This window comes from Bifidobacterium sp. UTCIF-1 (genome assembly GCF_006408915.1).
GTDB classification, from domain to species: domain Bacteria; phylum Actinomycetota; class Actinomycetes; order Actinomycetales; family Bifidobacteriaceae; genus Bifidobacterium; species Bifidobacterium reuteri.
In genome coordinates, this window is the sequence record NZ_JFAG01000021.1 from 1 (window position 1) to 23,711 (window position 23,711).

Consider the following 23,711-nt stretch of genomic DNA (forward strand, 5'->3'; position numbering starts at 1 on the left):
ATTCAAACTCACACCCGCCTCCGCAGCCTCCACGGCAAGCCGACGATGCTCCTCCGGAGTGAGCCGTACCACGAACCGTCCCGAGTAGTTGCGATCAGCGTATGGCTCGGGAATCTTCCCGCCGTTGGCCTCCATGTCCGCAACGGCTTCGCCGACGACTTTCTGGATGCCGTTCAGGGTTTTCGCCGGGGATTCGTCCAACCAGCTCAGGCCGGGCAGTTCGGCGCAGGTTCCCACGTACTCTCCATCTTCGGCGGACCATTAGATCCGATATGAGTAATGGTTGACGATTACGCTGGTGTTCATGCTCATTTCATGCTCTCCTTCATGTCGATGGCTGTCAACACGACAAAGGCAGGAACATGCGATCCCCCGTGCCGATCGGACGAAAACCATACCGGGCATAGAATTCGGACGCTTTCACGCCGGCAGGTTCGACCAGCAGGGCGCGTGCGCCGATGATCTCCGCGGCGGCGCACGCGCGCAACGTGGCTTCTCGGAGAAGCTGGGAGCCGAGATGCATGGTCTGATATCGCATATCGACCCCCAGCATGCCCAACAGGACGACGGGGACCGGGTCGGGGCTGTTGCGTTTCAACCAGCCGTTCGCGTCATCGTGGGCGATGCTGTAGGCGCTGAGTGTGTAGTAGCCGGCAAGGGAGCCGTCAGCGAAAGTGCCGTATGCGACGGCGGTATGTTGCTTTGATGCGTCTTTGAGATGCCGTTGAAGCCAGTTGTTGACGACCGGCAGGCCGCAGTCGAATCCGGTGACGTCGTCGTCTGTGGTGAGTCTTCGTGGTTTGGTGAATGCGGTCATGCCCAGATCGGTTCGCTTTCCAGGAGCTCTTTCATCTGTCGGGGCATTGGCTCGTCCAGGGCGCGGATGAAAGCGTCCCAGTTTTCGTCGTCGAGGCGGATGATGCGGGATTCGTGTATGTCTCGTTCGGCGGCGTCGAGCAGATGGGTGAGCGCCCATTGCGAGGTGCTGAGTCCTTTGAGTTCGGCGGCTTGGTCGAGACGTTGCTTTTGTGTGGGGGTGAGCCGCATTTCGAATCGGCTTGCTTTGTTGGTTATTGTTTCCATACCAATAAGTGTACGGCGATTGTACGTAACAAACAATCTCCGTGGCGGCATCTTCCCGCCTTTCCCGCCAACAACCCACACGAGACTGGTTCAATAGGAAACATGGGCATCCTATGGAAGATCAGCAAATGGTACAACCGCTACCAGTTCCTCATGTGGATCATCGGAATCCTCACCGCGATAGCCGCACCCCTGGTCGGCTACGCATCCTACCTATTGAGCGCGAACGGCCGGCGTGCGGAACTCCTGTCGGACAGTCCCGAATATGCGGACGAGACGATCACGGCCAATCTCCTCCAATGGTTGACCGGACAGGCCCACGGATACGGGCGGCTGCTCGGCGTCGTCGCCGTCTTGGGAATCCTGGTCATCGTGTTCTGCATCGTGTTCTCCGTCGTCAACTGGATCGGAAGGCGCACCAAGGTCAGCGGCGTGGATGAGGCGGAGGAGCAGCAGGAGAAAGGTCGCCGTCACGCCCGTCGCACGCCATGTGCGCCGCAGCACTCCTGGCCGCCCGATATCGTGTCTCAGCGCTGTGAGATCTCGTCGATGCGCTTGAGCTCCTCGTCGGTGAACGTGGTGTTCTTCAGTGCGCCGATGTTGTCGAGGATCTGCTGCGGCTTCGAGGCGCCGGCCAGCACCGAGGTCACCTTGCCGTCGTGCAGCAGCCATGCCAGGCTCATCTCCGCGAGCGTCTGTCCGCGTTCGGCGGCGAGGCTGTTCAGGTCCACCACCTGCTTGTGCAGCTTGTCGGTCAGCGCGGAGTTGTTGAGGAATCGCGGATCGTGGGCCATGCGGCTGTCGGCGGGAATGCCGTTGAGGTAGCGGTTGGTCAGGAGGCCCTGCTCCAGCGGACAGAAGGTGATGAGCCCCTTGCCCAGGCGGTATGCGGTTTCCTTGAGGCCGTTCTTCTCCACCGTGCGGTCGAGGATGTTGTACTTGTTCTGGTTGATGATGAACGGCACGTGCAGTTCATCGAGAATGGCCGCCGCCTTCTCCATCGTCGGACCATCGTAGTTGGACAGGCCCACGTACAGCGCCTTGCCGGAGTTCACGGCCTGCGCGAGCGCGCCCATCGTCTCCTCGAGCGGGGTGTCCGGGTCCGGGTGGTGGTGGTAGAAGATGTCCACATAGTCCAGTCCGAGGCGTTCGAGCGACTGGTCGAGCGACGCAAGCAGGTACTTGCGGCTGCCGAGGTCGCCGTAAGGGCCCTGCCACATCTCATAGCCAGCTTTGGTGGAGATGATGAGCTCGTCGCGATGGTGCTTGAAGTATTTGGCGAGCAGCAGACCGCAGTTCTTCTCCGCCTGGCCGGGTTCCGGGCCGTAGTTGTTGGCCAGATCGAAGTGGGTGATGCCGTTGTCGAACGCGGTGAAGACGAGCGACTTCATCTGCTCGAACGGGGTGATGTCGCCGAAGTTGTGCCAGAAGCCGAGCGAGACGGCGGGAAGCTTGAGGCCGGAGCGTCCGGAACGGTTGTAGGTCATCGTGTCGTAGCGATGCGGGTCGGGCTGGTAAGAGGTGGTTGGCTCGAACATGGCTCTCCTTTGACGCCGTGTGAGGTGCCGATGTGCACCGTGGCACGGGTGTGTGTCGGTTGCGTTATCGGTTATCATGGTTCCAGTTCAAGTGAACTTGAAGGCAAATTTCGGGCGATGGTTCGGCGTGTTGCGGTGGGTGCCGATGATTGGTGCCCGGCGGGCCGTCGGCCGGGAAAACCGGGAAAGGTACGGCGGGGAGGTCGGATTGAAAACAGATACGGTGATGATTCCGGCGGAGTCTGCGCGGACTGCGGCCGGTGCTGTCGCGGATGAACCGGCCGGCGGCGCCGGAGCGGGAGAGGTTTCGAACGTCGACAGCGCGCAGGGCGCTCGCGAGAGAATCCATAAGACATATACGATTCGCGAGGTGGCCGCACAGTTTCATATGCAGCCGTCCACATTGCGCTATTACGAGGAGCAGGGCCTGCTCACCAATGTCGGCCGTACGGAGACCGGGCAGCGCGTGTTCGAGGACTGCCATATCAACCGTCTGCGTGCGATCTGCTGCTTCAAGAACGCGGGCATGACCATCGATGATCTGAAGAAATTCTTCGTGTACGAGTCCGATGAGCCCGAACACATCGACGAGATCCTGGACTTGCTGGAATCGCGTCGCGAGGCCTTGGACGAGCAGCGCCGCGCGCTTGACGAGGCGGCCATGCATGTGCAGCGCAAACTGCACTATTACGGCGACATCAAGCGCGCGCTCGAAGCGGGCGAACCATTGCCCGACTGGAAGTACTACAAAACCCGCCTCTACTCAATCGACTGCTGAGTCGCCGTCACAGGACGGTGACTTCAATAACCGAGCCGTTAAGCGGGCAGCCCGGTGGGCTGCCGGTAGGCGAGGGGAGCGGCTGTGCCGCGACGGATTTCTACTGAAGCCGCCGTCACAGGACGGTGACTTCAGTAGAAATCACAGGCTCGCCCTTCATCAGCGATTGCGCGGTGATCGGCAGCTCGGCAAGCGCCTTGGCGCGGTATTCGTGCGCGGCCATGATGGCGTCATGCCCCTGCCAAGTCGAATCGATCGAGCCGTGGTCCACGAAATCGACCAGCAGATCCTTCCAGCCTTCCTCCGGCGTGAACGCGGCCAGCTTGTCTTCCGAGCCGGAGACGACATGCTCGGCTTCGGCCAGCGCGTACTCGTATGAACGATAGGCCAGCTTGCGGCCAGGCACTGTGGCCTTGTCCTTCGACTTCTTGGCAACAGGCTGCATCACGCCATCCGCGCCCTCGCGTTCGGTGAGCTTGTACACCATCGCGCAGGTCGGGGCTCCGGAGCCGGTCACCAGCATTGTGCCCACGCCGTACGAGTCGACCGGTGCGGTCTGCAGGGCGGCCAGTGCATACTCGTCCAGATCGTTGGTCACGGTGATGGTGGTGTTCGTGGCACCCAGCGCGTCCAGCTGGTTGCGCACGCGTTGCGCCATCGCGGCCAAGTCGCCCGAATCGATGCGGATGCCGCCCAATTCGGGGCCGGCCACTTCCACGGCGGTCTTCACGGCCTCCTCGATGTTGTAGGTGTCGACCAGCAGCGTGGTGTTCTTGCCCAGTGCCGCGATCTGCGATTCGAAGGCGTCGCGCTCGGAATCGTGCACCAGCGTGAAGCAGTGCGCGGCGGTGCCAATAGCCTTCAGTCCGTACAACTGTGCGGCGAGCAGGTTCGCGGTGCCTTTGAAGCCGCCGACCACTGCAGCGCGCGCCGCGGCCACGGCGGCCCACTCGTTCGTGCGTCGTCCGCCCATATCCATGCAGGGGCGATCCTTGGCGGCCGACACCATGCGTGAGGCGGCGGACGCCACGGCGGAATCATAGTTGAGAATCGACAGAATCAGCGTTTCCAGCAGCGTGCACTCGCCGAACGTGCCTTCGACCTGCAGTATCGGCGAGTTCGGGAAGAACATCTCGCCTTCTCGATAGCCCTTGATGGATCCGGAGAAGCGGAAGTTCTCCAGCCACCTGATGGTCTCCGGACTGACCACATGCCGGTCGGCGAGGAATTTCAGGTCCTCGCTGTCCAAATGGAAGCGTTCGAGCTCGTCCAGGATGCGGCCAGTGCCGGCCACCACGCCGTAGCGTCGGCCTTCGGGCAGGTGCCTGGTGAACACCTCGAATACGCATTTGCGATTGGCGGTGCCGTCCTTGAGTGCTGCATCGAGCATCGTGTATTCATACATGTCGGTCATCAGAGCCGGCGAATAATCGACCATTCCAAGCCTTTCCGTTGTCGTGCACTGTGGTGTTCCACTGTGCCTCACTGTGTCGTGGCGCCTCACTGTGTTGCATCACTGTGTGCTCCACCGTGTGCTCCACCGTGTCGATTCACTGTGTTTGCTGTCCCGCTTACCCAAGCTCACTACTTTTGGTTAAGTTGACTATTAGTGTAGTCCGATGGCGGCACCGCCGTCGCATGCCCAAGAACACTAGCTGCGATGACTTTGCGGCATTGGACCTGCGAGTCAGCGAAGACAGTCATAGATGGCCTGTGGATTAATCCTGAAGAACGTCCGACGATGTCTGACGTCATGAGCCGGGCTGGACTGGGGAATGTCCCGGAATAAGCCGCCCAAAGACAAGTGCCGCGCTTGCGCATCGGACCCGGGCCGTCTCCCGAAACTGAGTACTGATGAGTACTGATGAGTATTGAGTAGACTCATGAATCATGAGATTCATCGCGGCATTATGGCGGTTGGCCATCGCAGGATTCTGCTTCGTCGGAACGTATGAGGCCTGGTCCAAGCCGCAGTATTGGGTGTATTTCACATTCCAGACCGGACTGGTGCTGGGCGTGGTGATGCTGTGGGCCGGTGCCGCCACACTGCTGAAAGGCATCCAGCCGCCTGCATGGCTCAAGGGGTGCGTCACGCTGTACGCCGTCGTCACCGCGCTGGTGGCGTTCCTCCTGATGCCGCCCGACGATCCCGCCTATGTGCCGCAGGTGATCGGCATCATGACCAACACGATGCTCCACAAAATCGGCCCGATCATGGCGGTGATCGATTTCGTACTGTTCGACCCGCATCGCCGGTTCCGCTGGCATTACATGTTGTCGTGGCTGATCTATTTCCCTGTCTATCTGACGTTCGTGCTCATCCGCGCGGCATTGTGGCCAAATTCCGGCCCGGCCGCGGGCGGCAATCCGTATCCGTACGCCTTCATCGATCTGAAGGTGCTCGGCTGGCAGGGTTTCGGCGTCAGTTGCGGCAAGCTGGCGCTCGCGTTTGTGGCGCTCGCGTTCGCAGTGTGGCTGTTGGATCGTGCGCTGCCCAAGAAGGTCCTGCTCGGTTAGTATGCCGCAGTGTGCATAGCGAACGTTGCATTCGTGCTGTACGCGTCATGTGGGTGCGCGTATGCTTGGCCGCATGGCTGAAATCAAAGATTTGCTTCCCAATCATCAGATCATCCGCGCCGACGGCCGCCAAGTGGACGAACTGCGTCCGGTGCGCATCACCCGTCATTTCACCGATGCCCCTGAAGGCTCCGTGCTCATCGAATGCGGCAACACCCGCGTGATGTGCACCGCCACGTTCACTCCGGGCGTGCCTCGCTGGCGCAAGGATTCCGGGCTCGGCTGGGTGACCGCCGAATACGCGATGCTGCCGCGCGCCACCTCCGAGCGCACTGATCGTGAGTCCGTCAAAGGCAAGCTCGGCGGCCGCACGATGGAGATCAGCCGACTCATCGGCCGTTGCCTGAGGGGCGTCGTCGATATGAAGGCGCTGGGCGAGAACCAGATCCAGCTTGACTGCGATGTGCTGCAGGCTGATGGCGGCACCCGCACCGCTTCCGTCACCGGTGCCTACGTGGCGCTGGTGGATGCGCTGAACTGGGCGGAGAAGAACAAGCACATCAAGTCCGCTGCCAAGGTGCTGAAGGATTATGTGTCCGCCGTGTCGGTGGGTGTGATCAACGGAACGCCGATGCTGGACCTGCCGTACATCGAAGACAGTCAGGCCATGACCGATATGAACGTGGCCATGACCGGTTCCGGCACGTTCATCGAGATTCAAGGCACCGCCGAACACCGCCCGTTCAACCGCGCCGAGCTCGGTACGCTGCTCGATTTGGCGGAGAAGGGCAATCGCGAGCTACAGGCCGCCCAGCGTGCCGCGCTCGCCTTGGACTGATTGATGATGCGCGCGCACGTATTCGGCCCGATACCCTGGTCGTGGCGTGCTTTGACGCGCGTCGAGACCGGATGGCGTGCTGAGCCGTGTGTTGCGCCATGTGTTGTGTCGTTGCGGCGGTGTGCGCGGTGCGCATGATTCACACACTGCGCGCTGGACTCGCACCCATGCACATGACTCGCACCCGTGCGCATGCCTCATACCTGCGCGTATGCCTCGCACCCGTGCGCATGCCTCATACCCGCGCGTATGCCTCGTACCCACGCGCTGGTGGATGCCCCGCCGCCGGAAACCGGCTGTATGTTCGCGGCTTGACGAGGTGGTCGCGAACATACAGCCTGGAACGGCTCCTAAACTAGCTGTATGTTCGCGCGTGGTTCGTCAGCTCGCGAACATATGGCCGGGAACAGCGCCTAAACTAGCTGTATGTTCGCGCGTGGGTCGTCGGCCCGCGAACATACAGCCGGTTCAGGGTCCTCGTCGGTCGGTTTCAACCTGATTCTTCTGGCGCGCCCGGTCAGGAGACTCACAGAAGGACGACTGCATGCCCATGACGCACACGATTACGCACATATGCCATCCGCCCGCCCCGCTCATGCCGCACATATCGCACATATTGCACATATCGTTTTTGCATACTGGACACATACCGGACATACTGGAGGAACTGCAATGAAAATCGTCGTCGCCACGCATAACGAAGGCAAACTGGTGGAGATCCGCCGCATCCTCGAGGAGGATCTCGGGCCTGCCGCCGCGGACATCGAACTGGTGTCGGCCGGCAGCCTGCATCTGCCCGACCCGGTGGAAACCGGTGTGACCTTCCAGGAGAACGCGCTGCTCAAGGCGCGCGATGTCGCCGGCCGCACGGGTCTGCCCGCCATCGCCGACGACTCCGGCCTCATCGTGGATGTGATGGGCAACGCGCCCGGCATCCTGTCCGCGCGCTGGGCTGGCGCACATGGGCATGACAAGGCGAACAACGCGCTGCTGCTCGCGCAGATCGAGGATATACCGGACGACAAGCGCACCGCACGGTTCCGTTGTGCCGCGGCTCTGGTGGTGCCGGATACCGCAGCCGGCATCGATGTGACCGGTGCTGATGTAACCGGTACCAATGGTGGTGATACTGAAGCAGCCGCTGGCTCGACTGCCGGCGGTGCTCCGGTGGTCGGACGATACGCCATCGCATCCGAGGTGGTCAAGCTCGGCGAAATGCCGGGTCGCATCATCCGCAAGGCCCGCGGCGAGCACGGTTTCGGCTATGATCCGCTGTTCGTGCCCGATGACCAGCCGGCAGGCCGTACCAGCGACGAGCCGGGATATGAAGGCGAGCCGCTGACCAGTGCCGAAATGACTCCGGCAGAAAAGAACGCTATTTCCCACCGTGGCAAGGCATTGAAGGCTCTGGTGCCCGAGATCGAAGCATTGCTGGCTGAGTGATGCGCTGAGATGCGGTGGTGTGCACAAAGCAGCAAATGGTTTGCACACCACTCAATCAGAATTGGTATTACCTTGTTGGGCTCCCCATGCTAGGGATGCCGGTGAAGCCGGCTGCGGGACGGTTCACAAACATGTCAATCCTGACGAAACAGAGCCAAGCCCGCTCACACGCCCATCAGTGTGTGGGCGATGGCCATCAGCACCAGCGCGATGATGGCGGTCAACGAGAGCGAGAACCCGGCGAGCTTGGCGTTGCCCAGCACCTTGTCTGTGAACAGCGTGGAGAAGATGGCGATCGGCGCCAGGCAGGCGATGACCGCCACAGCGCGCACGGACGCATCGAACGGCAGCAGGAACCAGGCCGCCAGAGCGAAGACGATGCTGAACGGCACACGCCACGCCACCACGGCCAGCACCTCTTTGACGTCATGCCTGGATTGCGGCAAGTCCATCAGCATGCCCACCATCAGCATGGAGACCAAGGCGTTCGCATTGCTCAGGGGCTGGCAGAACGTGGCGATCCAGTCTGGAACATGCACGTTGAGCAGGGTCAGCACAATCATCAGCATATAGGTGTCGAACGGCACGGAGCCGAAGAAGCTCTTGAAGATGGTGCGTCCCAGTGCGCGGCGTGCGAGTCGTTTGGCGTCGCGGTCCTTGGGTTTCTCGTAGGGCAAGGTCGGCGCGGAGCCGGCATGCTGCTCGGCAAGTGTCTTGCCAGGTTGAATATGCAGAAGCTGCTGGGTGAGCACGTTCGTGCCGGCTGCGACCATGATGCAGTTGCCGATATCGAACATCGCGGCGGGCACCACTGCGCCCGCGCCCCAGAATGATTGCACCACAGGGAAGCAGAAGCATCCGAGATTGAATCCGGCTCCGTTGAGCATCAGGAATGCGCGGTCGGTCACATTGCGTTTGCGCGTGGTGACGAAGATGAACGCCACCGGCACGGCTGAGCAGATGAAGGCGAACGCCGATAGCCAGAGCAGGGAGATGTCGTGCGGGTTCGTGGCGAATGAGTAGATGATCGCGCCGGGCAGCACCAGATTGAATTCGGCGGTTTGCAGAACGCGGTAATCCTTCTGGCCGAACAGGCCGAAGCGCCGGAACAGGTAGCCGGCAAGAATGATCAGCAGCAGGCCGACTGGCGTAAGTATGGCAGACACGACTCTCTCCTCGTTTTGCTTACTGTTTCACTATCCTCGCGGAGGGGGACGTCTCCCTGTGACGGCGGCCGCTGATGCCCATACCGTGGACGGAGCTGCCTTGCCGCCGTTGTCGATACTGTTGTTATTTGTTGCTGTTTATACCGTCGCTCAGCGTACGTGCTGCTCAGCGTACGTTTAGTGAGACTCTGCCAACCTTTTTCTCGCCAAACGTACGATGAGCGGCAGTCAGTGTACGTTTGGCGAGAAGTAAGGGCGTAAGACCTCAGCAAACGTACGCTGAGCGGGACTGAACATACGATTGCTGAGAAATGAGGAAGAAAACAACGGCAAGGAGAGGGGAATCGGGGAATCCCTACTCTGTGCGCGAGATGGGACTTGAACCCACACGTCTAAGACACAGGAACCTAAATCCTGCGCGTCTACCAATTCCGCCACTCGCGCATTGTTGCATACCGCTTGGCTGCAGGCGGGCGGAAACCGTCAGCCCACAGTTCCATATGCAAAACCCTAGGCGGACGAACCAACCTAGGGCAGTCGAGCCACTTGTCAGAATCGAACTGACGACCTGCTCATTACGAGTGAGCCGCTCTACCGACTGAGCTAAAGTGGCTTGTCTCGCGGAAGGCGTTCGCCACCCGCGCACAAAACAATAAGTGTAAGGCATGCCGTGGAAAAAGCCAAACGAGCGTGGTGTCTGTGTCGTGGTTCGCGTCGTCGTTCGCGTCATGGTTCGTGCGGGTCCTATGCCGTCGCTGTACCGGATCTGTACCAGATTCGTACCGGATTCGTACCGGATTCGTACCGCGGACTGCACGGGTAGATGGCCCGCAGATGTGCTTGGTACTGCCGCGCAACGTAGTTTCCATGGATGACACTATCCAGACACTGAATGTTTTTGTTCTGTTCATGTCTGAATTTGTGAGTATTCTGTTTGGTGATACGGAGTGATTCTGAGCTGTGTGCAAGGATGCTCCAGTCACCGAGGAAAGGAATATTCCATGGCAATCAATCCTCCTGTTGACGCCACCAAGACCCCTGCGTGGGTTGCGTTGCAGAAGCACTATGACGAGCTTCAGGCCGAGGGCATCGACCTCAAGAAGTGGTTCGCCGAAGATTCCGACCGCGTCAAGGAGCTCAGCTTCGACGCCGGCGATCTGCACTTCGACCTGTCCAAGAACCTGATCAAGCCGGAGACCCTGCGCCTGTTCGCCTTCCTCGCCGACGAAGTCAAGCTCGGCGACCGCATCAAGGCCATGTACACCGGCGTGCACATCAACAACACCGAGGATCGCGCTGTGCTGCACACCGCGCTGCGCCGCCCGGTCGAGGACGAGGGCAAGTACATCGTTGACGGTCAGGACACCGTCAAGGACGTGCGCGAGACCCTCGACAAGATCTACGCCTTCGCCGATGACGTGCGCTCCGGCAAGTGGACCGGCGTGACCGGCCGCAAGATCGAGACCGTGGTCAACATCGGCATCGGCGGTTCCGACCTGGGCCCCGTCATGGCGTACGAAGCCCTGAAGCCGTACGCGGACGCCGGCATCTCCGCCCGCTACATCTCCAACATCGACCCGAACGACCTGGCCGAGAAGACCAAGGGCCTCGACCCGGAGACCACCCTGTTCATCATCGTTTCCAAGACCTTCACCACCCTGGAGACCCTGACCAACGCCCGCGAAGCCCGCACCTGGCTGCTTGAGGAGCTCGTTGCCAACGGCGCCATCGCCGAGGGCGACGCCGCTCAGCGCGCCGAGGCCATCAAGAAGCACTTCGTCGCCGTCTCCACCAACCTGGAGAAGGTCGAGGAGTTCGGCATCGACCCGAACAACGCGTTCGGCTTCTGGAACTGGGTCGGCGGCCGTTACTCCGTCGACTCCGCCGTCGGCACCTCCCTGGCCGTGGTCTTCGGACCGGCCCGCTTCGAGGAGTTCCTGCACGGCTTCCACGAGATCGACGAATACTTCGCCAACACCCCGTTCGAGAAGAACGTCGTCGTGCTGCTCGGCATGCTGAACGTCTGGTACCGCAACTTCTTCAAGGCCGCTTCCCACGCCGTGCTGCCGTACGACCAGTACCTGCACCGCTTCCCGGCCTACCTGCAGCAGCTGACCATGGAGTCCAACGGCAAGTCCGTGCGTTGGGACGGCACCCCGGTCACCACCGAGACCGGCGAGATCTTCTGGGGCGAGCCCGGCACCAACGGCCAGCACGCCTTCTACCAGCTGATCCACCAGGGCACCCAGCTCATCCCGGCCGACTTCATCGCGTTCGTCAACACCCCGAACCCGACCAAGGACGGCGACCAGGACGTGCACGAGCTGTTCCTCGGCAACTACTTCGCGCAGACCAAGGCCCTCGCCTTCGGCAAGACCGCCGACGAGGTCCGCGCCGAGGGCACTCCGGAGGAGATCGTCCCCGCCCGCGTGTTCACCGGCAACCGTCCGACCACCTCCATCTTCGGCGTGGCCCTGACCCCGTTCGCCCTCGGCGAGCTCATCGCCCTGTACGAGCACATCACCTTCGTCGAAGGTACTGTGTGGGGCCTCGACTCCTACGACCAGTGGGGCGTGGAGCTCGGCAAGCAGCTGGCCAAGCAGATCACCCCGGCCATCTCCCAGGATGACGACGCCCTGGCCGCCCAGGACGCCTCCACCCAGAGCCTGATCCAGTTCTACCGCAAGAACCGCGAGTTCTGACCCTTTCCCTAGGTCCCCTCTGGTGAGGGGGCTGTCCCGCAAACAGCGGGACTGAGGGAGAGCAGCGTGACCACAGTAGGCTGTCTGGTGAGCAGTCTGGCGACCGCAGCTGTGTTGTCTGGTGAATGGTCTGGCGACCATTCACGTCGCGAGTTCTGACCCTTTCCCTAGGCCCCCTCTGGTGAGGGGGCTGTCCCGCAACAGCGGGACTGGGGGAGAGCAGCGTGACCGCAGCAGTAGGTGCCCGGCATCTTCGGATGTCGGGCACCTACTTTGTTATCCGATGAAATTCAGCGTGGAACAGCTCGGTTCTGGGCATATGCGGTACATCAGTGGCTCGTCGAATCCCGTTCTGGGCATATACGTATCACGAGGACGCCGAAAACAGCCTCTTCGTGATACGGTTATGCCCAGAATGCGTGTAATGGCACGGTTATGCCCAGAATAAATGCTGCGTAAATGCCCAGAATCTGTGATGGGGTGGGGCGTGCGGTCCGTTTATGCCCAGGACGGCTTGGATGGTTTGGAATGGACCGGTTGTGTCCTCCACGGTATTGTCCCGCCGATGGGTTGTCCTCCACAGCATTGTCCGCCGATGGATTATCCCCCACGGTATAGTCCATTACCCATGGCATCGTCCGCCATATTGCAGCGGCAGATGAACATTCCCATCATTGTTTATGACATTTGATTCGGCGATTATTACAAATACTCAAAACCTGTCTGGTATTGACGCGGGGCATATTTAAGATGCATTCCAGAAGCACCTGAGTGTTTGCCGAGAGGAGAAAGGCGTGGGGGGGGGTATACGGTTTCCGTCGCCGTTGTGGACGACGACCAACAAGCAGCCAACGCGCTTGCCGAACGATTGCGCGCAAGCGTCGTGAGCGTCTCCTCGTCTGCGCTTTTTCGTCCAGGCAAGGGGCGTGACGCAGGCAACGACATTGCTCCTCGGCAGGACCCGGTGTGCTTTGAAGTCTCGGTATTCACGGATACGCAGTCATCGGAATCCGCGCTCGCCGATTGCGCATATGACATCGTGCTTATGGATATCCACCTCGGTGATGAGGAGACGGGCATAGATGTGGTGCAACGGCTGTTTTCTTCAGGCTTCGATACTCAGATCATCTATGTCACGGGATACCCGCAATTTCATACGCAGGTGTATGCCACTGAACATCTGAGCTTCCTGACCAAGCCGGTCTCCGATGATGATCTTCATGCTGCGCTCGCCAAAGCCGTGCAGATTATCGACAGCCGCCGCAGCCGTCCGATCCGTGTGTATTCCGGTACCAACATGTATGCGATCGAACCTCGCGAAATCCGATACATCGAAAGCACCCGCCGAGTGCTGCACATCCATGCCATCGGTGTGGTGGACACCTATGCCACGTTGAGCCAATTTTGCCGGTTGCTGCCGCATCAGTTCCTGCAATGCCACAAAAGCTTTGTATTCAATATGGATTTCTTCAAGGTGTTCACCGGAGATCGCATCATTCTGCTCACCGGAGAGTCGATTCCGGTCAGCCAGCGCAGACGTGCATATACGCGTGAGCGCCTGAGTGCCTATTTTCGCGGCATCTGACGAATCTACGCGACCCTGATCGGGGCATGCGCTACATGCCGGCATACGAGCCAGAAATACAGTCAACGAATTTCCGGAGCAGACCACTGGCACGCCACTGGCAGGCCACTGGCACACCGCGTTCGGCACCCTGAGAACTGCGATTTTGACCCCAGCAATATCGTTAATGGCGTCGCTCTGGTGTCCCGGGAATTCGACATTAGCCTTGAAATCGTTCGGATATCGGGCGCGAGAGAGAAGGGCGCTATGGCGGTAATCGGAATTGACCGGGGAACCACGTATTCGGCTGCGGCGGTGTCCGTCGATGGGCACAGCGCGCAGGTGCTGCCCAATCAGGAAGGACTGAATACCACTCCTTCCGTGGTGTTCTTCCCTGATACCAATGGCGCAGAAGAGCCTCTGGTCGGTGAGATGGCCAAGAATTCCGCCGCCGGCTCGCCGTACAACGTGGTGCAGTTCATCAAACGGCAGATGGGCAACCCCGATTTCGTATACACTTCGCCGAACGGCACGGATTTCCGTCCGGAAGAGATCTCGGCCCTTATCCTCAAATACATCAAGCAATACGCCGAGCTTGATCTGGGCGAGCCAGTGACTGATGCGGTGATCACTGTGCCGGCGTACTTCGATGACGCCCGTCGCACGGCGACCAAACAGGCCGGCAAGCTTGCCGGGCTGAACGTGCTGCAGGTGTTCAATGAACCTACTGCGACGGCGATCGCCTATGGCTTGACTTCCCAGAACAACGGCCGCGTGCTGGTCTATGACTTGGGCGGTGGCACATTCGACATCACGCTGATGGAGATCCGCGACGGGTCGTTCAACGTGATTGCCACCGATGGCGACCCGAATCTGGGCGGGTTCGACTTCGATAATGAGATCAGCGATCTCATCGTCGCCGATCTCGCCAAGCAAGGATATGAGGTCGATGAATACGACGACCAGTTGCATGCGGAGATTCGCGAAAAGGCGGAGATTCTCAAGCGTGGCCTGAGCAATGTGGCACAGAGCACCGCCATCTTTACCATCGACGGCAAGACCTACCGCGTGCGTATTACACGCGACGAGTTCGAACAGGCCACTGAGACGCTGCTCAATCGCACTCGTGAGCGGCTTGAGTTGCTGCTTGAGAACCAGCACGTGCAGTGGAGCGATATCGATTACTTGCTGATGATCGGTGGCTCGACGCGCATGCCGATGGTACGCAAGATGCTGGAGCAGATCTCCGGCCGCCAGCTCAAGCATGAGATCGATCCGGACACGGCTGTGGCAATTGGTGCCTCCATTTATGCGGCAAGCCTCAGTGCGTCAGGCAATGGTTCCGTTGCATCGTGTGCCGCCGGTGCCACTGGCTCGGACATCATCATTTCCGATGTCACGTCACAGTCGCTGGGCGTGATTGTTGTCGGCTCGGGCGGCAGGGATATCAACAGCATCATCATCCGGAACAACACACGGATTCCTGCCAAGGCTTCGGATGTGTTCTACACGACCGTCGACAATCAGCGAGAGCTCAATGTGCAGGTCACCGAAGGCAACGATGACGACCCGAAGTATGTGAAGATACTGGCCAATCAGATCTTGCCCGTGCCGCCGCATCCTGCAGGTTCTCCCATCCGCGTCACGTTCGCCTATGACATCGACCAGACCGTGTTCGTCGAGGTCGAGGATCTGACGGAGAACAAGTCGCTTGGCACCTTTGATATCGACCGCACAGCGAATATGTCCGCGGACCAGCTGATGCAGGCCCGCACCAAGATTGACGGCATGAACGTGGACTGAGGAAAGCGAGAGGACATGACTGCACCGACATCTCAACCGAATCAGGATGCTGCAACATCCGCGCAACGACATGACGGAGTCTCGCCCGATGATGTCGCGCGCATGCTTGACGGCATCGATCAGTTGACCGATCTGTTCCGCCGTCGGCTACTTGATGACAAGGTCAAAGCCCAGGCGATCAACGCTTTGTCCGCAGCGGCGGATGCGCAGCGCCTCGCACCGCTGTGTCGCGAGTTCGCCTTGCTGCTGGACCGGCTCGCAGCCTACCGCAGCGAAGACAAGGATGCGCAGGATTTCGTCGCTTCGATCGATGACGAGATCCTCGCGATTCTGGCGCATTACGGATTAGAGCCGATCGCATCGCAGCGAACCTTTGATCCGGCTGTGCAGCGCATCGTCGGCGTCAGCAGTACTGCTGAGGATGCGCGCCATGAAGCCGCCGCCACGCCCGACAACACGGTGGTGGCTGTTCAGAAAACCGGATACCGCCTCAATGGCACGGTCATCCGCCCGGAAGAAGTAATCGTCTACCGCAGCGCACGCACTACCGCAGAAGCTGACGCATAGAACGGGGACGCCGTCGGATCCGTAGCGTGATGCGGTGGCGTGCCCAATCAGTAGACCCCCAATGAATAGACCATCCCATCAGTAGACCACTCGATCAGTGGAACACAGGGATCATAAGAAGAAGGAGCCATCATGGCAGAGAAGGTCAATTACTACGAACTTCTCGGTGTCGCGCGTAACGCCGGCGCTGATGAGATTCGCGCCGCGATCAAGAAGCAGCGCACCATCTGGTCGAACCGAGCCTCGCGCGGCGGTACTGTCGGTGCCGAGGCGCAGAACAAGGTCAAGCTGATCGGCGAAGCCGAGAAGACGCTGCTCGACGATGCAGCCCGCGCCGCCTACGACCAGAGCCTGAATGACAAGCCTGAGAAGACGTGGGTCAATGATGGCGAACGCGACTGGTTGCAGATTGCTCAACATTATATTCAAGATGGCGATGTCAAGATGGCGGAGGCCGCCATTGAACAGGCTGAACGCCAGCAACCGGATAATCCCGAAGTGTGGGATACCGCAATAATGATTTATGAAAGCCTCGAAGAGGGGGCGGATTGGAATCGAGTGGAGAAAGCCGCCACGCAGGCCATTCTGCTCGATCCGGATAATGCCTTTGGATACGCTGCCCGTGGCGATGTGTATTGGAAAAAGGACGACGAAGACAAGGCTAGAAGTCAGTACCAAAAGGCATCCGAACTGGGACAGGCTCAGGGCAATCAAGCGATAGTGGATTATGTGCAAGAGATTTTGACGAGGATGGATATCTTCGATGTCCTAAGTAGCCGAGGAAGCCAACTCGATAAACGCTACCAAGCCGTGCTGAGTGAGTCGGGATTCATCAGCTATACGAAAGAGAATAAGGATGAACTTGCGTCGATTCAGGATGGGTATCGATCGTTGATACGCACGGTGGATAGTCTCAGTGCAAAGGTAAAGAACCCCACTTCCGATTTCACAAAGGATATAAGTTCAGAGAAATCTGAGATGGAATCCGAAATCAAGAGAATTGATGACATCCTTGACAAGGAAAAAGATGCGTTGAGAAAGCCAATTATCCTTAATGTTGTGGAGTTGGTTGTATTCTTCTTCATGTGCGTCCTTGCCGGGCCAGCTGGTGCGGTATTGGGTACGATAGGGCTCGTTATACCGCTGAACTGGCTATTGACCGGAGACAAGATTCCGTTCAACAATATCAATGATTTACCAGAGTGGAGTTTAGGCTACATCATTGGCAAGGGGCGTACGGCTCTCTGGATACTCGCCAATTTGGTGCTCGGTCTGCTGGCCATTTGGATTACCTCCCAAATGGGATACAAGGGACTCTGATTTCTACACAGTGATTCATCATGGCGACGCTGAACGTGGCCGGGCGCATTGCGCTCGGCCGAGAGGGATTACCGGTCGATGCGGTCGGTCGCGGCAACATCTGGCTTGAGGAGGATTATGGCCCCCGCACGGTGCAGATCGCGCAGGAGATCATGCTCAAGTCGTTGCTCGGCACCGATCCCGGCGAACTGGAACTCGTCGTGTTCGACTACAATCTGCGCGGCGTCGCCGCTCCTTTCGCCGGCCTGCAAGCCGACCATCTGCTCCGCGTGCTCATCACGGAGAAAGAACTGGGCGACTACTGCGTCAAGCTCGAGCAGCATATCCACGGTGTGCACACGGTGATTCAGGGACGTCAGCGCTCGCTGCTTGATTTCCGCCGGGCCACGGGTAAACGGGTGGAGAGCTACATACTGGTCGTCATCACCGCCGACATGTACATGCTCAATGACCATACCAAGGAATTGATGTCCATCCTGATGGCCGCAGGGCCAGCTGCGGGCGTCACCTTCCTCATCGTCTCGCCCACCCCGGATGACGCGAGCGTCATGTTCCTGTCGAACAAATGCCATGTCATCACCACGAACACGTCACTGACCCCTAACGTCTCAGCGAACACCATCATCGACTCCTGTGCTGATCTCGCCGAACGATTCTCGAAATCCACCATGGATCCGGTGCTGTTCGAAGACGTGTGTGATACGTCGCCACAGGCCATGTGGACGGGCAACAGCTCCGACGGCGTGACTTTCGACGTCGGCATGTACGGTCTCGAAACCACCCGCGTGACCATCGGCTCCAACCGTGAGCAGCTGCACAATGCGCTGATCACCGGCGCTGTCGGTCAGGGCAAGTCGAACCTCATAGCCGTCATCCTCCATAGCCTATGCCAACGGTATTCGCCGCGTGAGTTGGAGCTGTACCTCCTTGATTTCAAGGAAGGCGTCACGCTGCGGCAATATGCGAACATCGACCATCAGGACTATCTGCCGCATGTGCGTGCACTTGGCTTGGAAAGCGATGTGGAATTCGGTATGGCGGTGCTCCAGCACCTCTATGCCGTCTACCAAAGGCGCATGCGTCTGTTCAAACGCCATAGCTGCCAGAACATCAAGCAGTACCGTGAATCCACGGGTGCAGTCGTTCCCCGTATTGTTGTGGTGATCGACGAATTCCAGATGATGCTCGACGACAAATCTATGGCGCGCGACGTCGTGGCCATGCTGTCCAAGTCCACGCGCCTGTTCCGTGCTGCGGGCATTCACTTCATCCTCGCCTCGCAGACCATCGCCAGCGGCATCGAACTGAGCAAGGACTCCGACATCTTCGCGCAGACGCCGATTCGTATTGCGCATCGCAACTCCATTCGGGAATCCGAGGCGACGCTGGGTCTGGGCAATACGGCAGCCGCCGACCTGCATATGGGGCAGGCCATCGTCAACCTCGACTATGGCGCCATCGCCTCGAACCGTAAGGTCGCCGTTGCCTGGGCGGATGACGCCGTGCTTTCACGGCTGAGGCGAAACTGGTGGATTCACGCCCGCGATTTCACCAGGCCGCCATACGTGTATGACGGCACAAAGGTCATTCGTCTGGATGCCGCCTCGGCGGAAATGCTCGCCACGCGCGGCGGCCGGCCGGAACTGTTCGTGGGCGAGCGCATCTCGGTGGGTGGCTCTTCGCTCAAGCTTGACTTCGGCGAGGATTCCGGACGCAATATGGCGGTATTCGGTGCTGGTGAAGAGCAGTTCGACGATGCCGACATCGATGTCGATGAGGTGACCGGCATTGGTCCCGGTGCGACTGATGATGCGTCGGATGCGGATGCGGATGCGCAGGATGAGGAGCATGTGAACAATGCGATCGGATTGCTGCAGAATGCCGCGATAGCGCTCGCCCTTCGGAACACCAAAGGCAACGCGCAGTTCATCGTGTGCGATCTGACCGATGCCGATGCCGCGAAGCGCAATGACATGAACGGTTTCTATCAGTTCATGGAATCCATCGGATTCCCCGTGCAGCGCGTCGAAGGCAAGGCTCTTGGCGCGGTGGTGAACGATTTGGCTGATTCCCTGACCTCGCGGACCGCCGATGACGATCTGGTCTATCTGATCGGCTTCGGCCTCGACAAGGTGGCCGATATGCCGAAAAGTTTCGGCAAGCTCGTCAAGGACGGTCCGGCGAAAGGCGTGCATGTGCTCGGCTGGTGGATGAAGACCAGCGTATTCGAGTCGCACGTGGGTTTCGGCAACAACGGATACTTCGACATCAAGATCATGCTGCGGCTGGATGAGCGTGAAGTGCAGCGGCAACTCGGGCCATTCACGGCATGGAAGCCGCGCGCGAATCGTGCTCTCGTGGCCGACAGCACGTATCTGTCCGAGCCGGTGACGGTGATTCCGTATACGCCGGTGAATCTGGAAACACGACGTCGCATCACATCGGCGTTGTTCGGATATTGAACCGCAGCGGAAAGGATTGTATATGGATGAAATCATCCAGCTTATCGATAGCTATGTTTCCCAATTGGAGCAATATAACAAGATTCTCGTCGAAGATCAGGTGAACTTGCAGAATAATCTTCGCGCGTTGAGTGAGGCGTTTAGCGGCGCGCGAAGCGGCGATGTTCAAGGATTCATCGACAGCGCGGCTACCGCGCGTGACTTATATTCCCAAGCCGGCGAGACCGTGTATCAGGCCAAGGAGCAGTTGGCGCAAATGCGCGACGGCTTGTGATGCGACAGTGATGCGACAGATAGGTCTCTCCATACACGCTGTAAGGAAAGGAACAAGTTATGGGAATGTATCAAGATAAGAAAGATGTACTCAAGCAGATTGCGGATCAGACGCTCAGCGGTGCTGGCGATACGCAAAAAGTGCAGGAAGAGCTTGAGCGGCTCGCTGCCGAAGTCAACAGTCAGCTGAGCGGCAGCGCCACGGGAGAACGCGCCGCGGCCATCCTAGACAATGCGGCGAGCGGATTACAGACTGTGGTCAGCGCTCTGCTTGAGGCGAAATCGAAGATGGATTCGTATTACTCGCGCCTCGAACAACTCTGATTGAGGGAATGATATGGATGATGATTTGCGTGCATATCTGCAGGGCGTGAAGGATCAGGTTCATGCGCAGTATGAAGTTATCGACGATAGGTATAAATCCGTCGAGAGCAACATCAATACACTCTACGACGTATATGGCGGTGACAAAGACTACGTTGCGTTACTCGAGAATGTCCGAGCTCAGTATCGTGGAGTGTTTGGATGCCTTGAATCTTGCTGAAACAGAGTTTATTGCATTTTTCGGTTGTTTGTAATCGTGGGATTGAAATAGTCGGGAAGGTCTTATGAGCTTGATTCAGGATCGCCAGAAGATGCTCGAGCAGATGAGGGCCGATGCCGAAGCCGATATGCAGACCGTCATTCTGCTGGAGCGGGCCTTTACGTCGTTCGCCCATCGTGTGAATGCGGAGATTAAGGACGTGCCGGCGCCTTCGTTTGTATCGGCCTTGTCTGCGTTGAGCAATACGGCTGATGATCTGCATATGCTCGCCGTCAATCTTCGTGACGGTGCCCAGAAGGCCAAGGAGTATAGTCGTCGGCTCGGCATGTGATTGGGATATGCGCGAAGTCGGCGGAACGAAAGGTAGGCGATATGGAAGATGGCGAGCAGCTGTCTGATAGGTGGATGAGACTGCTTGCGCTCGGTGATCCGGAGGCCATCCTTGAGGAATTCAGGGGTCGTGCCGCCCAGCTCGATGCCATGCGCCAGCGTCTCATAGCCGAGGCGAAGGCGCTTGACGTCGGTTCCGATGCCGCAACGCAGATTGTTGATTCATTGCAACGTACCTCACGTCGTTGCGAACAGGTCATGGAGGATATCGCCACGTCCGGAGAGCTGCTGGCTGCGGGCAAAAGGGAGTGGAACGACTACGAGGAGCGGCGAATGCGCGCGATGCGGGATCAGCAGTAGCTTCAGCAGTAGCTCAGAGAGCTTTGAGTTGTGGTGCAGCAATTGCCGCATCGGCTCGGTTACTGCTGTTTCGTACGTGCGGCAGGTCACACCACCTGGAACAGGAAGCACTTGAGATAGTCGGTCTCCGGCACGCCCCAGACAATCGGATGATCCGGTGCCTGCTGGCGTTCCTCGATCTGCCGCAGGCGCACGCCGGCATCCTGCGCCGCTTCGGCGATTATGCGCTTGAACCGTTCGTGATCCATGAAATGCGAGCAGGAGCAGGTCGCCAGATAGCCGCCGCGCGGCAAGATGCGCATCGCCCGATAATTGATTTCGCGGTAGCCTCGTTCGGCTGAGCCGATGGTTCTGCGGCTCTTGGTGAATGCGGGCGGATCGAGGATGATGAAGTCGAAATGCTCGGGGTTGCGCGTGCGCTCTAGCTCGGGCAGCAGATCGAAGATATTGGCGACGGTGAAGTCCATGCGACCTGCGACATCCGGCCCGTTGAGCCGTGCGTTCTCCCGGGCCATGTCGATGGCGGTTTCGGATACATCCACCGCGCGCACGAATTCCGCGCCGCCGAGCGCCGCGTTGAGGGCGAAGGAGCCGGTATGCGTGCAGCAGTCGAGTACGCGCCGCCCTTGTGCCAATCGAGCCACGGCCCTGCGGTTGTACTTCTGGTCGAGGAAGAATCCCGTCTTCTGGCCGTTCGCGAAATCGACGTGATACCTGACGCCGTTCTCGGTGATGTCGGTGACGGTCAGGTCTGAATCGGCAGCGTCGGTATGAGCGGCAGCGTCTACAGTGTCGCCGGCACTGTCATCGTCTGATTGCGGCGACCACCAGCCGGTCGTCTGTTCCAGTCCTTCCAGAGAGCGCGTGGCGACATCATTGCGCTCGTAGATGCCGCGCAGCGACACCCCGTCTTCGGCAAATACTTTGATCAGTGCCGAGAAGACCACGGGCTTGAGGCGTTCCATGCCGGCGGACAACGTCTGAGTGACGAGCACATCGTTGAACCGGTCCACAATCAGACCGGGGAACTCGTCGGCTTCGGAGAAGATCACGCGGCAGGCATGCGCATCGTCGCCCATCACGGTTTTGCGATACTCCCATGCCCAGCGAACCTTGCGCTCCCAGAACGCGGGGGAGAAGTCATCGTTGGCGTTGCGCGTCACCAGTCGCACGCGGATGCGACTGTGCCGGGACAGCAGGCCGGTGCCGAGATACGAGCCCTTGAGGCTCACCACGTCCACAATCGAGCCGTCAGGCAGGGCCTCGAACGGAATGATCTCGTCCTCGGTCTGGGGTGCATTGAGGAGTTCCTTGCGCCGACGGCGCTCGCGGAAGTCGTTGGCGGGGCGCTGCCGCCGTGCGGATTGTGCGGATTGCTCGGATTGAGCGGGATCCGCGGATTGTGCGGAATCCGCTGCCTCTCCGGAGCCGGTCGAATCCCACGCTCCGGGCTTGAGCGAACCGTTATTGTCCCATGAATCGCCTGAAGGCAGCTCGAATCGCCTCACTTCGCCCTCGTACACCCAGGGATGTCCCTCTTCGATCGAGCGCGCGGCCTTTGCGGTAACCACGGCACGTGGGTGTGTTCTGTTCGTCTTCATAGCGTCATGTCCTGTTCGTCTATCGCATCCGGCTCACCCTTTATTGGCCTTTGTCAGTGTGTGAGCACGGGTATGAGTGTATCAGGGGAGAGGGGACCGGTCGGCAGGAATCCCGATACAGGAATCCGCATCAGACTGCGGTCTCGCGTGCCCATCGGGTAGTCGGCGTACGCGCAGATGCGATGCTGTCCGTAGCCGACGCGATACCGTGTCGGTTTGGATTCGGGCGCGTTCTGGTTTGCCGCGTCTTCCTGCCCGGTGCCTCCGGAGCGCTCGCCGCTGATGGCCGTGGCTTCGACACTCGGATCGCCGTAGCCGAACCACATCTCCAGAAATGTGCGCTCCCGCACCGAAGGAACATCGAATTCCAGCTCGGGTGATGCCTCAGGGTGCTTTTCCAGCTGTTCTGACGCCAAATCCATCTGACTGCGAACCGCGTTCCAGTCCATCGCGTCCCATTCGAGCCGGTTGTATTCCTTATGCCTGCTCGGCCAGAAATCGTCATCGAATGCGCCGTCATACGGTTCGCTTACCTGTGGGAATTCGAGACGGCCCAACGGGACCGCTTTCCACACGGCCTGCTGGCCGATTTCATTGTTGGCCGTCAGAGAAAACGCGACCATGATTACCCTCCGCCACCCTGATATCCTCTTGGCCGCGGGCGCTCAGTTACGTGCCGCGGTCGGCCGCCCCTTCAGCGGTCACCGGTTATATGTTCATTATGTGAATGATAAAGTCCGTAATGTGGACATTTATGAACCGAGGGTTCATGCTAGAACATGGTGGTCGGCCGCCGCAATCGGCGTCCGACTCGCGGACCGG

The 23,711-nt window shown here is 59.3% G+C and carries 23 protein-coding genes and 2 tRNA genes; 15 read left to right on the plus strand and 10 right to left on the minus strand.

Annotation, left to right across the window (positions count from 1 at the left end):
- From BW09_RS09055 to BW09_RS09075, 4 genes are all read right to left on the minus strand, one after another.
- Positions 1-237 (minus strand): toxin-antitoxin system HicB family antitoxin (locus tag BW09_RS09055; RefSeq protein ID WP_219846525.1); only part of this gene is annotated, 237 nt, incomplete at its 3' end.
- 103 nt (positions 238-340) lie between these two features.
- Positions 341-817, minus strand: coding sequence for a GNAT family N-acetyltransferase (locus BW09_RS09060; protein WP_258185045.1), 477 nt, complete (start codon positions 815-817; stop codon positions 341-343).
- The gene (locus tag BW09_RS09065; RefSeq protein WP_044089041.1) at positions 814-1,083 is read right to left on the minus strand and encodes a DUF1778 domain-containing protein; all 270 of its coding nucleotides are present in this window, start codon (positions 1,081-1,083) and stop codon (positions 814-816) included. Before BW09_RS09065 ends, BW09_RS09060 begins: the two co-directional genes overlap by 4 nt.
- 527 nt (positions 1,084-1,610) lie before the next feature.
- Positions 1,611-2,621, minus strand: a complete 1,011-nt coding sequence (locus BW09_RS09075) for an aldo/keto reductase (protein WP_044089581.1) — start codon at positions 2,619-2,621, stop codon at positions 1,611-1,613.
- Between the two features lie 343 nt (positions 2,622-2,964).
- On the opposite strand from BW09_RS09075, the gene BW09_RS09080 reads away from it, so the two are divergent.
- Positions 2,965-3,399 (plus strand): MerR family transcriptional regulator, encoded by a 435-nt coding sequence (locus BW09_RS09080; RefSeq protein WP_258185046.1) that lies wholly within the window; start codon positions 2,965-2,967, stop codon positions 3,397-3,399.
- 115 nt (positions 3,400-3,514) lie between these two features.
- On the opposite strand, the gene BW09_RS09085 is transcribed toward BW09_RS09080, so the two are convergent.
- Positions 3,515-4,837 carry a nicotinate phosphoribosyltransferase gene (locus BW09_RS09085; protein ID WP_044089580.1) on the minus strand — a complete coding sequence of 441 codons (1,323 nt, stop codon included), beginning with the start codon at positions 4,835-4,837 and terminating at the stop codon, positions 3,515-3,517.
- 452 nt (positions 4,838-5,289) lie between these two features.
- Between BW09_RS09085 and BW09_RS09090 the strand changes: the two genes are divergently transcribed.
- The 3 genes from BW09_RS09090 to BW09_RS09100 all read left to right on the plus strand — a co-directional run bounded on the left by BW09_RS09090 (position 5,290) and on the right by BW09_RS09100 (position 8,197).
- The gene (locus tag BW09_RS09090; RefSeq protein ID WP_044089579.1) at positions 5,290-5,916 is read left to right on the plus strand and encodes a Pr6Pr family membrane protein; all 627 of its coding nucleotides are present in this window, start codon (positions 5,290-5,292) and stop codon (positions 5,914-5,916) included.
- 73 nt (positions 5,917-5,989) lie between these two features.
- Positions 5,990-6,754 carry a ribonuclease PH gene (rph, locus tag BW09_RS09095; protein WP_044089638.1) on the plus strand — a complete coding sequence of 255 codons (765 nt, stop codon included), beginning with the start codon at positions 5,990-5,992 and terminating at the stop codon, positions 6,752-6,754.
- A 672-nt stretch (positions 6,755-7,426) separates the two neighbouring features.
- A complete protein-coding gene (locus BW09_RS09100; RefSeq protein WP_044089578.1) occupies positions 7,427-8,197 on the plus strand; it encodes a non-canonical purine NTP pyrophosphatase in 771 nt (256 codons plus the stop codon).
- A gap of 164 nt (positions 8,198-8,361) precedes the next feature.
- Here BW09_RS09100 and BW09_RS09105 read toward each other — a convergent pair whose 3' ends face one another.
- The 3 genes from BW09_RS09105 to BW09_RS09115 form a co-directional block, all read right to left on the minus strand.
- Positions 8,362-9,363, minus strand: a complete 1,002-nt coding sequence (locus tag BW09_RS09105; RefSeq protein WP_044089577.1) for an AEC family transporter — start codon at positions 9,361-9,363, stop codon at positions 8,362-8,364.
- Positions 9,364-9,726: 363 nt separating this feature from the next.
- A tRNA-Leu gene (locus BW09_RS09110) sits at positions 9,727-9,807 on the minus strand.
- A 96-nt stretch (positions 9,808-9,903) separates the two neighbouring features.
- Positions 9,904-9,976, minus strand: a tRNA-Thr gene (locus BW09_RS09115).
- Positions 9,977-10,364: 388 nt separating this feature from the next.
- On the opposite strand from BW09_RS09115, the gene pgi reads away from it, so the two are divergent.
- The 11 genes from pgi (at position 10,365) to BW09_RS09170 (ending at position 21,288) form a co-directional block, all read left to right on the plus strand.
- Positions 10,365-12,065, plus strand: coding sequence for a glucose-6-phosphate isomerase (gene pgi, locus BW09_RS09120; RefSeq protein ID WP_044089576.1), 1,701 nt, complete (start codon positions 10,365-10,367; stop codon positions 12,063-12,065).
- Positions 12,066-12,891: 826 nt separating this feature from the next.
- On the plus strand, positions 12,892-13,650 hold the full coding sequence (locus BW09_RS09125; protein ID WP_052382085.1) for a LytTR family DNA-binding domain-containing protein: 759 nt from the start codon (positions 12,892-12,894) through the stop codon (positions 13,648-13,650).
- Between the two features lie 246 nt (positions 13,651-13,896).
- Positions 13,897-15,432 carry an Hsp70 family protein gene (locus tag BW09_RS09130; protein WP_140464049.1) on the plus strand — a complete coding sequence of 512 codons (1,536 nt, stop codon included), beginning with the start codon at positions 13,897-13,899 and terminating at the stop codon, positions 15,430-15,432.
- 102 nt (positions 15,433-15,534) lie between these two features.
- Complete coding sequence (locus BW09_RS09135; protein WP_161788311.1) at positions 15,535-15,999, plus strand: nucleotide exchange factor GrpE; 465 nt, start codon at positions 15,535-15,537, stop codon at positions 15,997-15,999.
- A 132-nt stretch (positions 16,000-16,131) separates the two neighbouring features.
- Positions 16,132-17,319 carry a DnaJ domain-containing protein gene (locus BW09_RS09140; RefSeq protein ID WP_052382083.1) on the plus strand — a complete coding sequence of 396 codons (1,188 nt, stop codon included), beginning with the start codon at positions 16,132-16,134 and terminating at the stop codon, positions 17,317-17,319.
- A 20-nt stretch (positions 17,320-17,339) separates the two neighbouring features.
- Positions 17,340-19,781, plus strand: coding sequence for an FtsK/SpoIIIE domain-containing protein (locus BW09_RS09145; protein ID WP_140464051.1), 2,442 nt, complete (start codon positions 17,340-17,342; stop codon positions 19,779-19,781).
- Between the two features lie 22 nt (positions 19,782-19,803).
- On the plus strand, positions 19,804-20,055 hold the full coding sequence (locus BW09_RS09150) for a hypothetical protein (RefSeq protein ID WP_044089573.1): 252 nt from the start codon (positions 19,804-19,806) through the stop codon (positions 20,053-20,055).
- A 59-nt stretch (positions 20,056-20,114) separates the two neighbouring features.
- Positions 20,115-20,378, plus strand: coding sequence for a hypothetical protein (locus BW09_RS09155; RefSeq protein ID WP_044089572.1), 264 nt, complete (start codon positions 20,115-20,117; stop codon positions 20,376-20,378).
- Between the two features lie 13 nt (positions 20,379-20,391).
- Positions 20,392-20,598 (plus strand): hypothetical protein, encoded by a 207-nt coding sequence (locus BW09_RS09160; protein WP_044089571.1) that lies wholly within the window; start codon positions 20,392-20,394, stop codon positions 20,596-20,598.
- A 64-nt stretch (positions 20,599-20,662) separates the two neighbouring features.
- On the plus strand, positions 20,663-20,929 hold the full coding sequence (locus BW09_RS09165) for a hypothetical protein (RefSeq protein ID WP_044089570.1): 267 nt from the start codon (positions 20,663-20,665) through the stop codon (positions 20,927-20,929).
- Between the two features lie 41 nt (positions 20,930-20,970).
- Positions 20,971-21,288 carry a hypothetical protein gene (locus BW09_RS09170; RefSeq protein WP_140462558.1) on the plus strand — a complete coding sequence of 106 codons (318 nt, stop codon included), beginning with the start codon at positions 20,971-20,973 and terminating at the stop codon, positions 21,286-21,288.
- Between the two features lie 86 nt (positions 21,289-21,374).
- Here BW09_RS09170 and BW09_RS09175 read toward each other — a convergent pair whose 3' ends face one another.
- Positions 21,375-22,889, minus strand: coding sequence for a class I SAM-dependent rRNA methyltransferase (locus tag BW09_RS09175; RefSeq protein ID WP_140462559.1), 1,515 nt, complete (start codon positions 22,887-22,889; stop codon positions 21,375-21,377).
- Positions 22,890-22,942: 53 nt separating this feature from the next.
- The gene (locus BW09_RS09180; protein WP_044089568.1) at positions 22,943-23,512 is read right to left on the minus strand and encodes a hypothetical protein; all 570 of its coding nucleotides are present in this window, start codon (positions 23,510-23,512) and stop codon (positions 22,943-22,945) included.
- Between the last annotated feature and the right edge of the window lie 199 nt (positions 23,513-23,711).

Bases quoted from the DNA above. Each gene is read 5' to 3' on its own strand.
- BW09_RS09155 (WP_044089572.1), top strand. From the start codon at position 20,115: ATGGGAATGTATCAAGATAAGAAAGATGTACTCAAGCAGATTGCGGAT.
- BW09_RS09085 (WP_044089580.1), bottom strand. From the start codon at position 4,837: ATGGTCGATTATTCGCCGGCTCTGATGACCGACATGTATGAATACACG.
- BW09_RS09075 (WP_044089581.1), bottom strand. From the start codon at position 2,621: ATGTTCGAGCCAACCACCTCTTACCAGCCCGACCCGCATCGCTACGAC.
- BW09_RS09100 (WP_044089578.1), top strand. From the start codon at position 7,427: ATGAAAATCGTCGTCGCCACGCATAACGAAGGCAAACTGGTGGAGATC.
- BW09_RS09140 (WP_052382083.1), top strand. From the start codon at position 16,132: ATGGCAGAGAAGGTCAATTACTACGAACTTCTCGGTGTCGCGCGTAAC.
- BW09_RS09060 (WP_258185045.1), bottom strand. From the start codon at position 817: ATGACCGCATTCACCAAACCACGAAGACTCACCACAGACGACGACGTC.
- BW09_RS09170 (WP_140462558.1), top strand. From the start codon at position 20,971: ATGGAAGATGGCGAGCAGCTGTCTGATAGGTGGATGAGACTGCTTGCG.
- BW09_RS09160 (WP_044089571.1), top strand. From the start codon at position 20,392: ATGGATGATGATTTGCGTGCATATCTGCAGGGCGTGAAGGATCAGGTT.
- BW09_RS09130 (WP_140464049.1), top strand. From the start codon at position 13,897: ATGGCGGTAATCGGAATTGACCGGGGAACCACGTATTCGGCTGCGGCG.
- BW09_RS09090 (WP_044089579.1), top strand. From the start codon at position 5,290: ATGAGATTCATCGCGGCATTATGGCGGTTGGCCATCGCAGGATTCTGC.
- BW09_RS09145 (WP_140464051.1), top strand. From the start codon at position 17,340: ATGGCGACGCTGAACGTGGCCGGGCGCATTGCGCTCGGCCGAGAGGGA.
- BW09_RS09180 (WP_044089568.1), bottom strand. From the start codon at position 23,512: ATGGTCGCGTTTTCTCTGACGGCCAACAATGAAATCGGCCAGCAGGCC.
- rph (WP_044089638.1), top strand. From the start codon at position 5,990: ATGGCTGAAATCAAAGATTTGCTTCCCAATCATCAGATCATCCGCGCC.
- pgi (WP_044089576.1), top strand. From the start codon at position 10,365: ATGGCAATCAATCCTCCTGTTGACGCCACCAAGACCCCTGCGTGGGTT.
- BW09_RS09175 (WP_140462559.1), bottom strand. From the start codon at position 22,889: ATGAAGACGAACAGAACACACCCACGTGCCGTGGTTACCGCAAAGGCC.
- BW09_RS09150 (WP_044089573.1), top strand. From the start codon at position 19,804: ATGGATGAAATCATCCAGCTTATCGATAGCTATGTTTCCCAATTGGAG.
- BW09_RS09165 (WP_044089570.1), top strand. From the start codon at position 20,663: ATGAGCTTGATTCAGGATCGCCAGAAGATGCTCGAGCAGATGAGGGCC.
- BW09_RS09065 (WP_044089041.1), bottom strand. From the start codon at position 1,083: ATGGAAACAATAACCAACAAAGCAAGCCGATTCGAAATGCGGCTCACC.
- BW09_RS09135 (WP_161788311.1), top strand. From the start codon at position 15,535: ATGCTTGACGGCATCGATCAGTTGACCGATCTGTTCCGCCGTCGGCTA.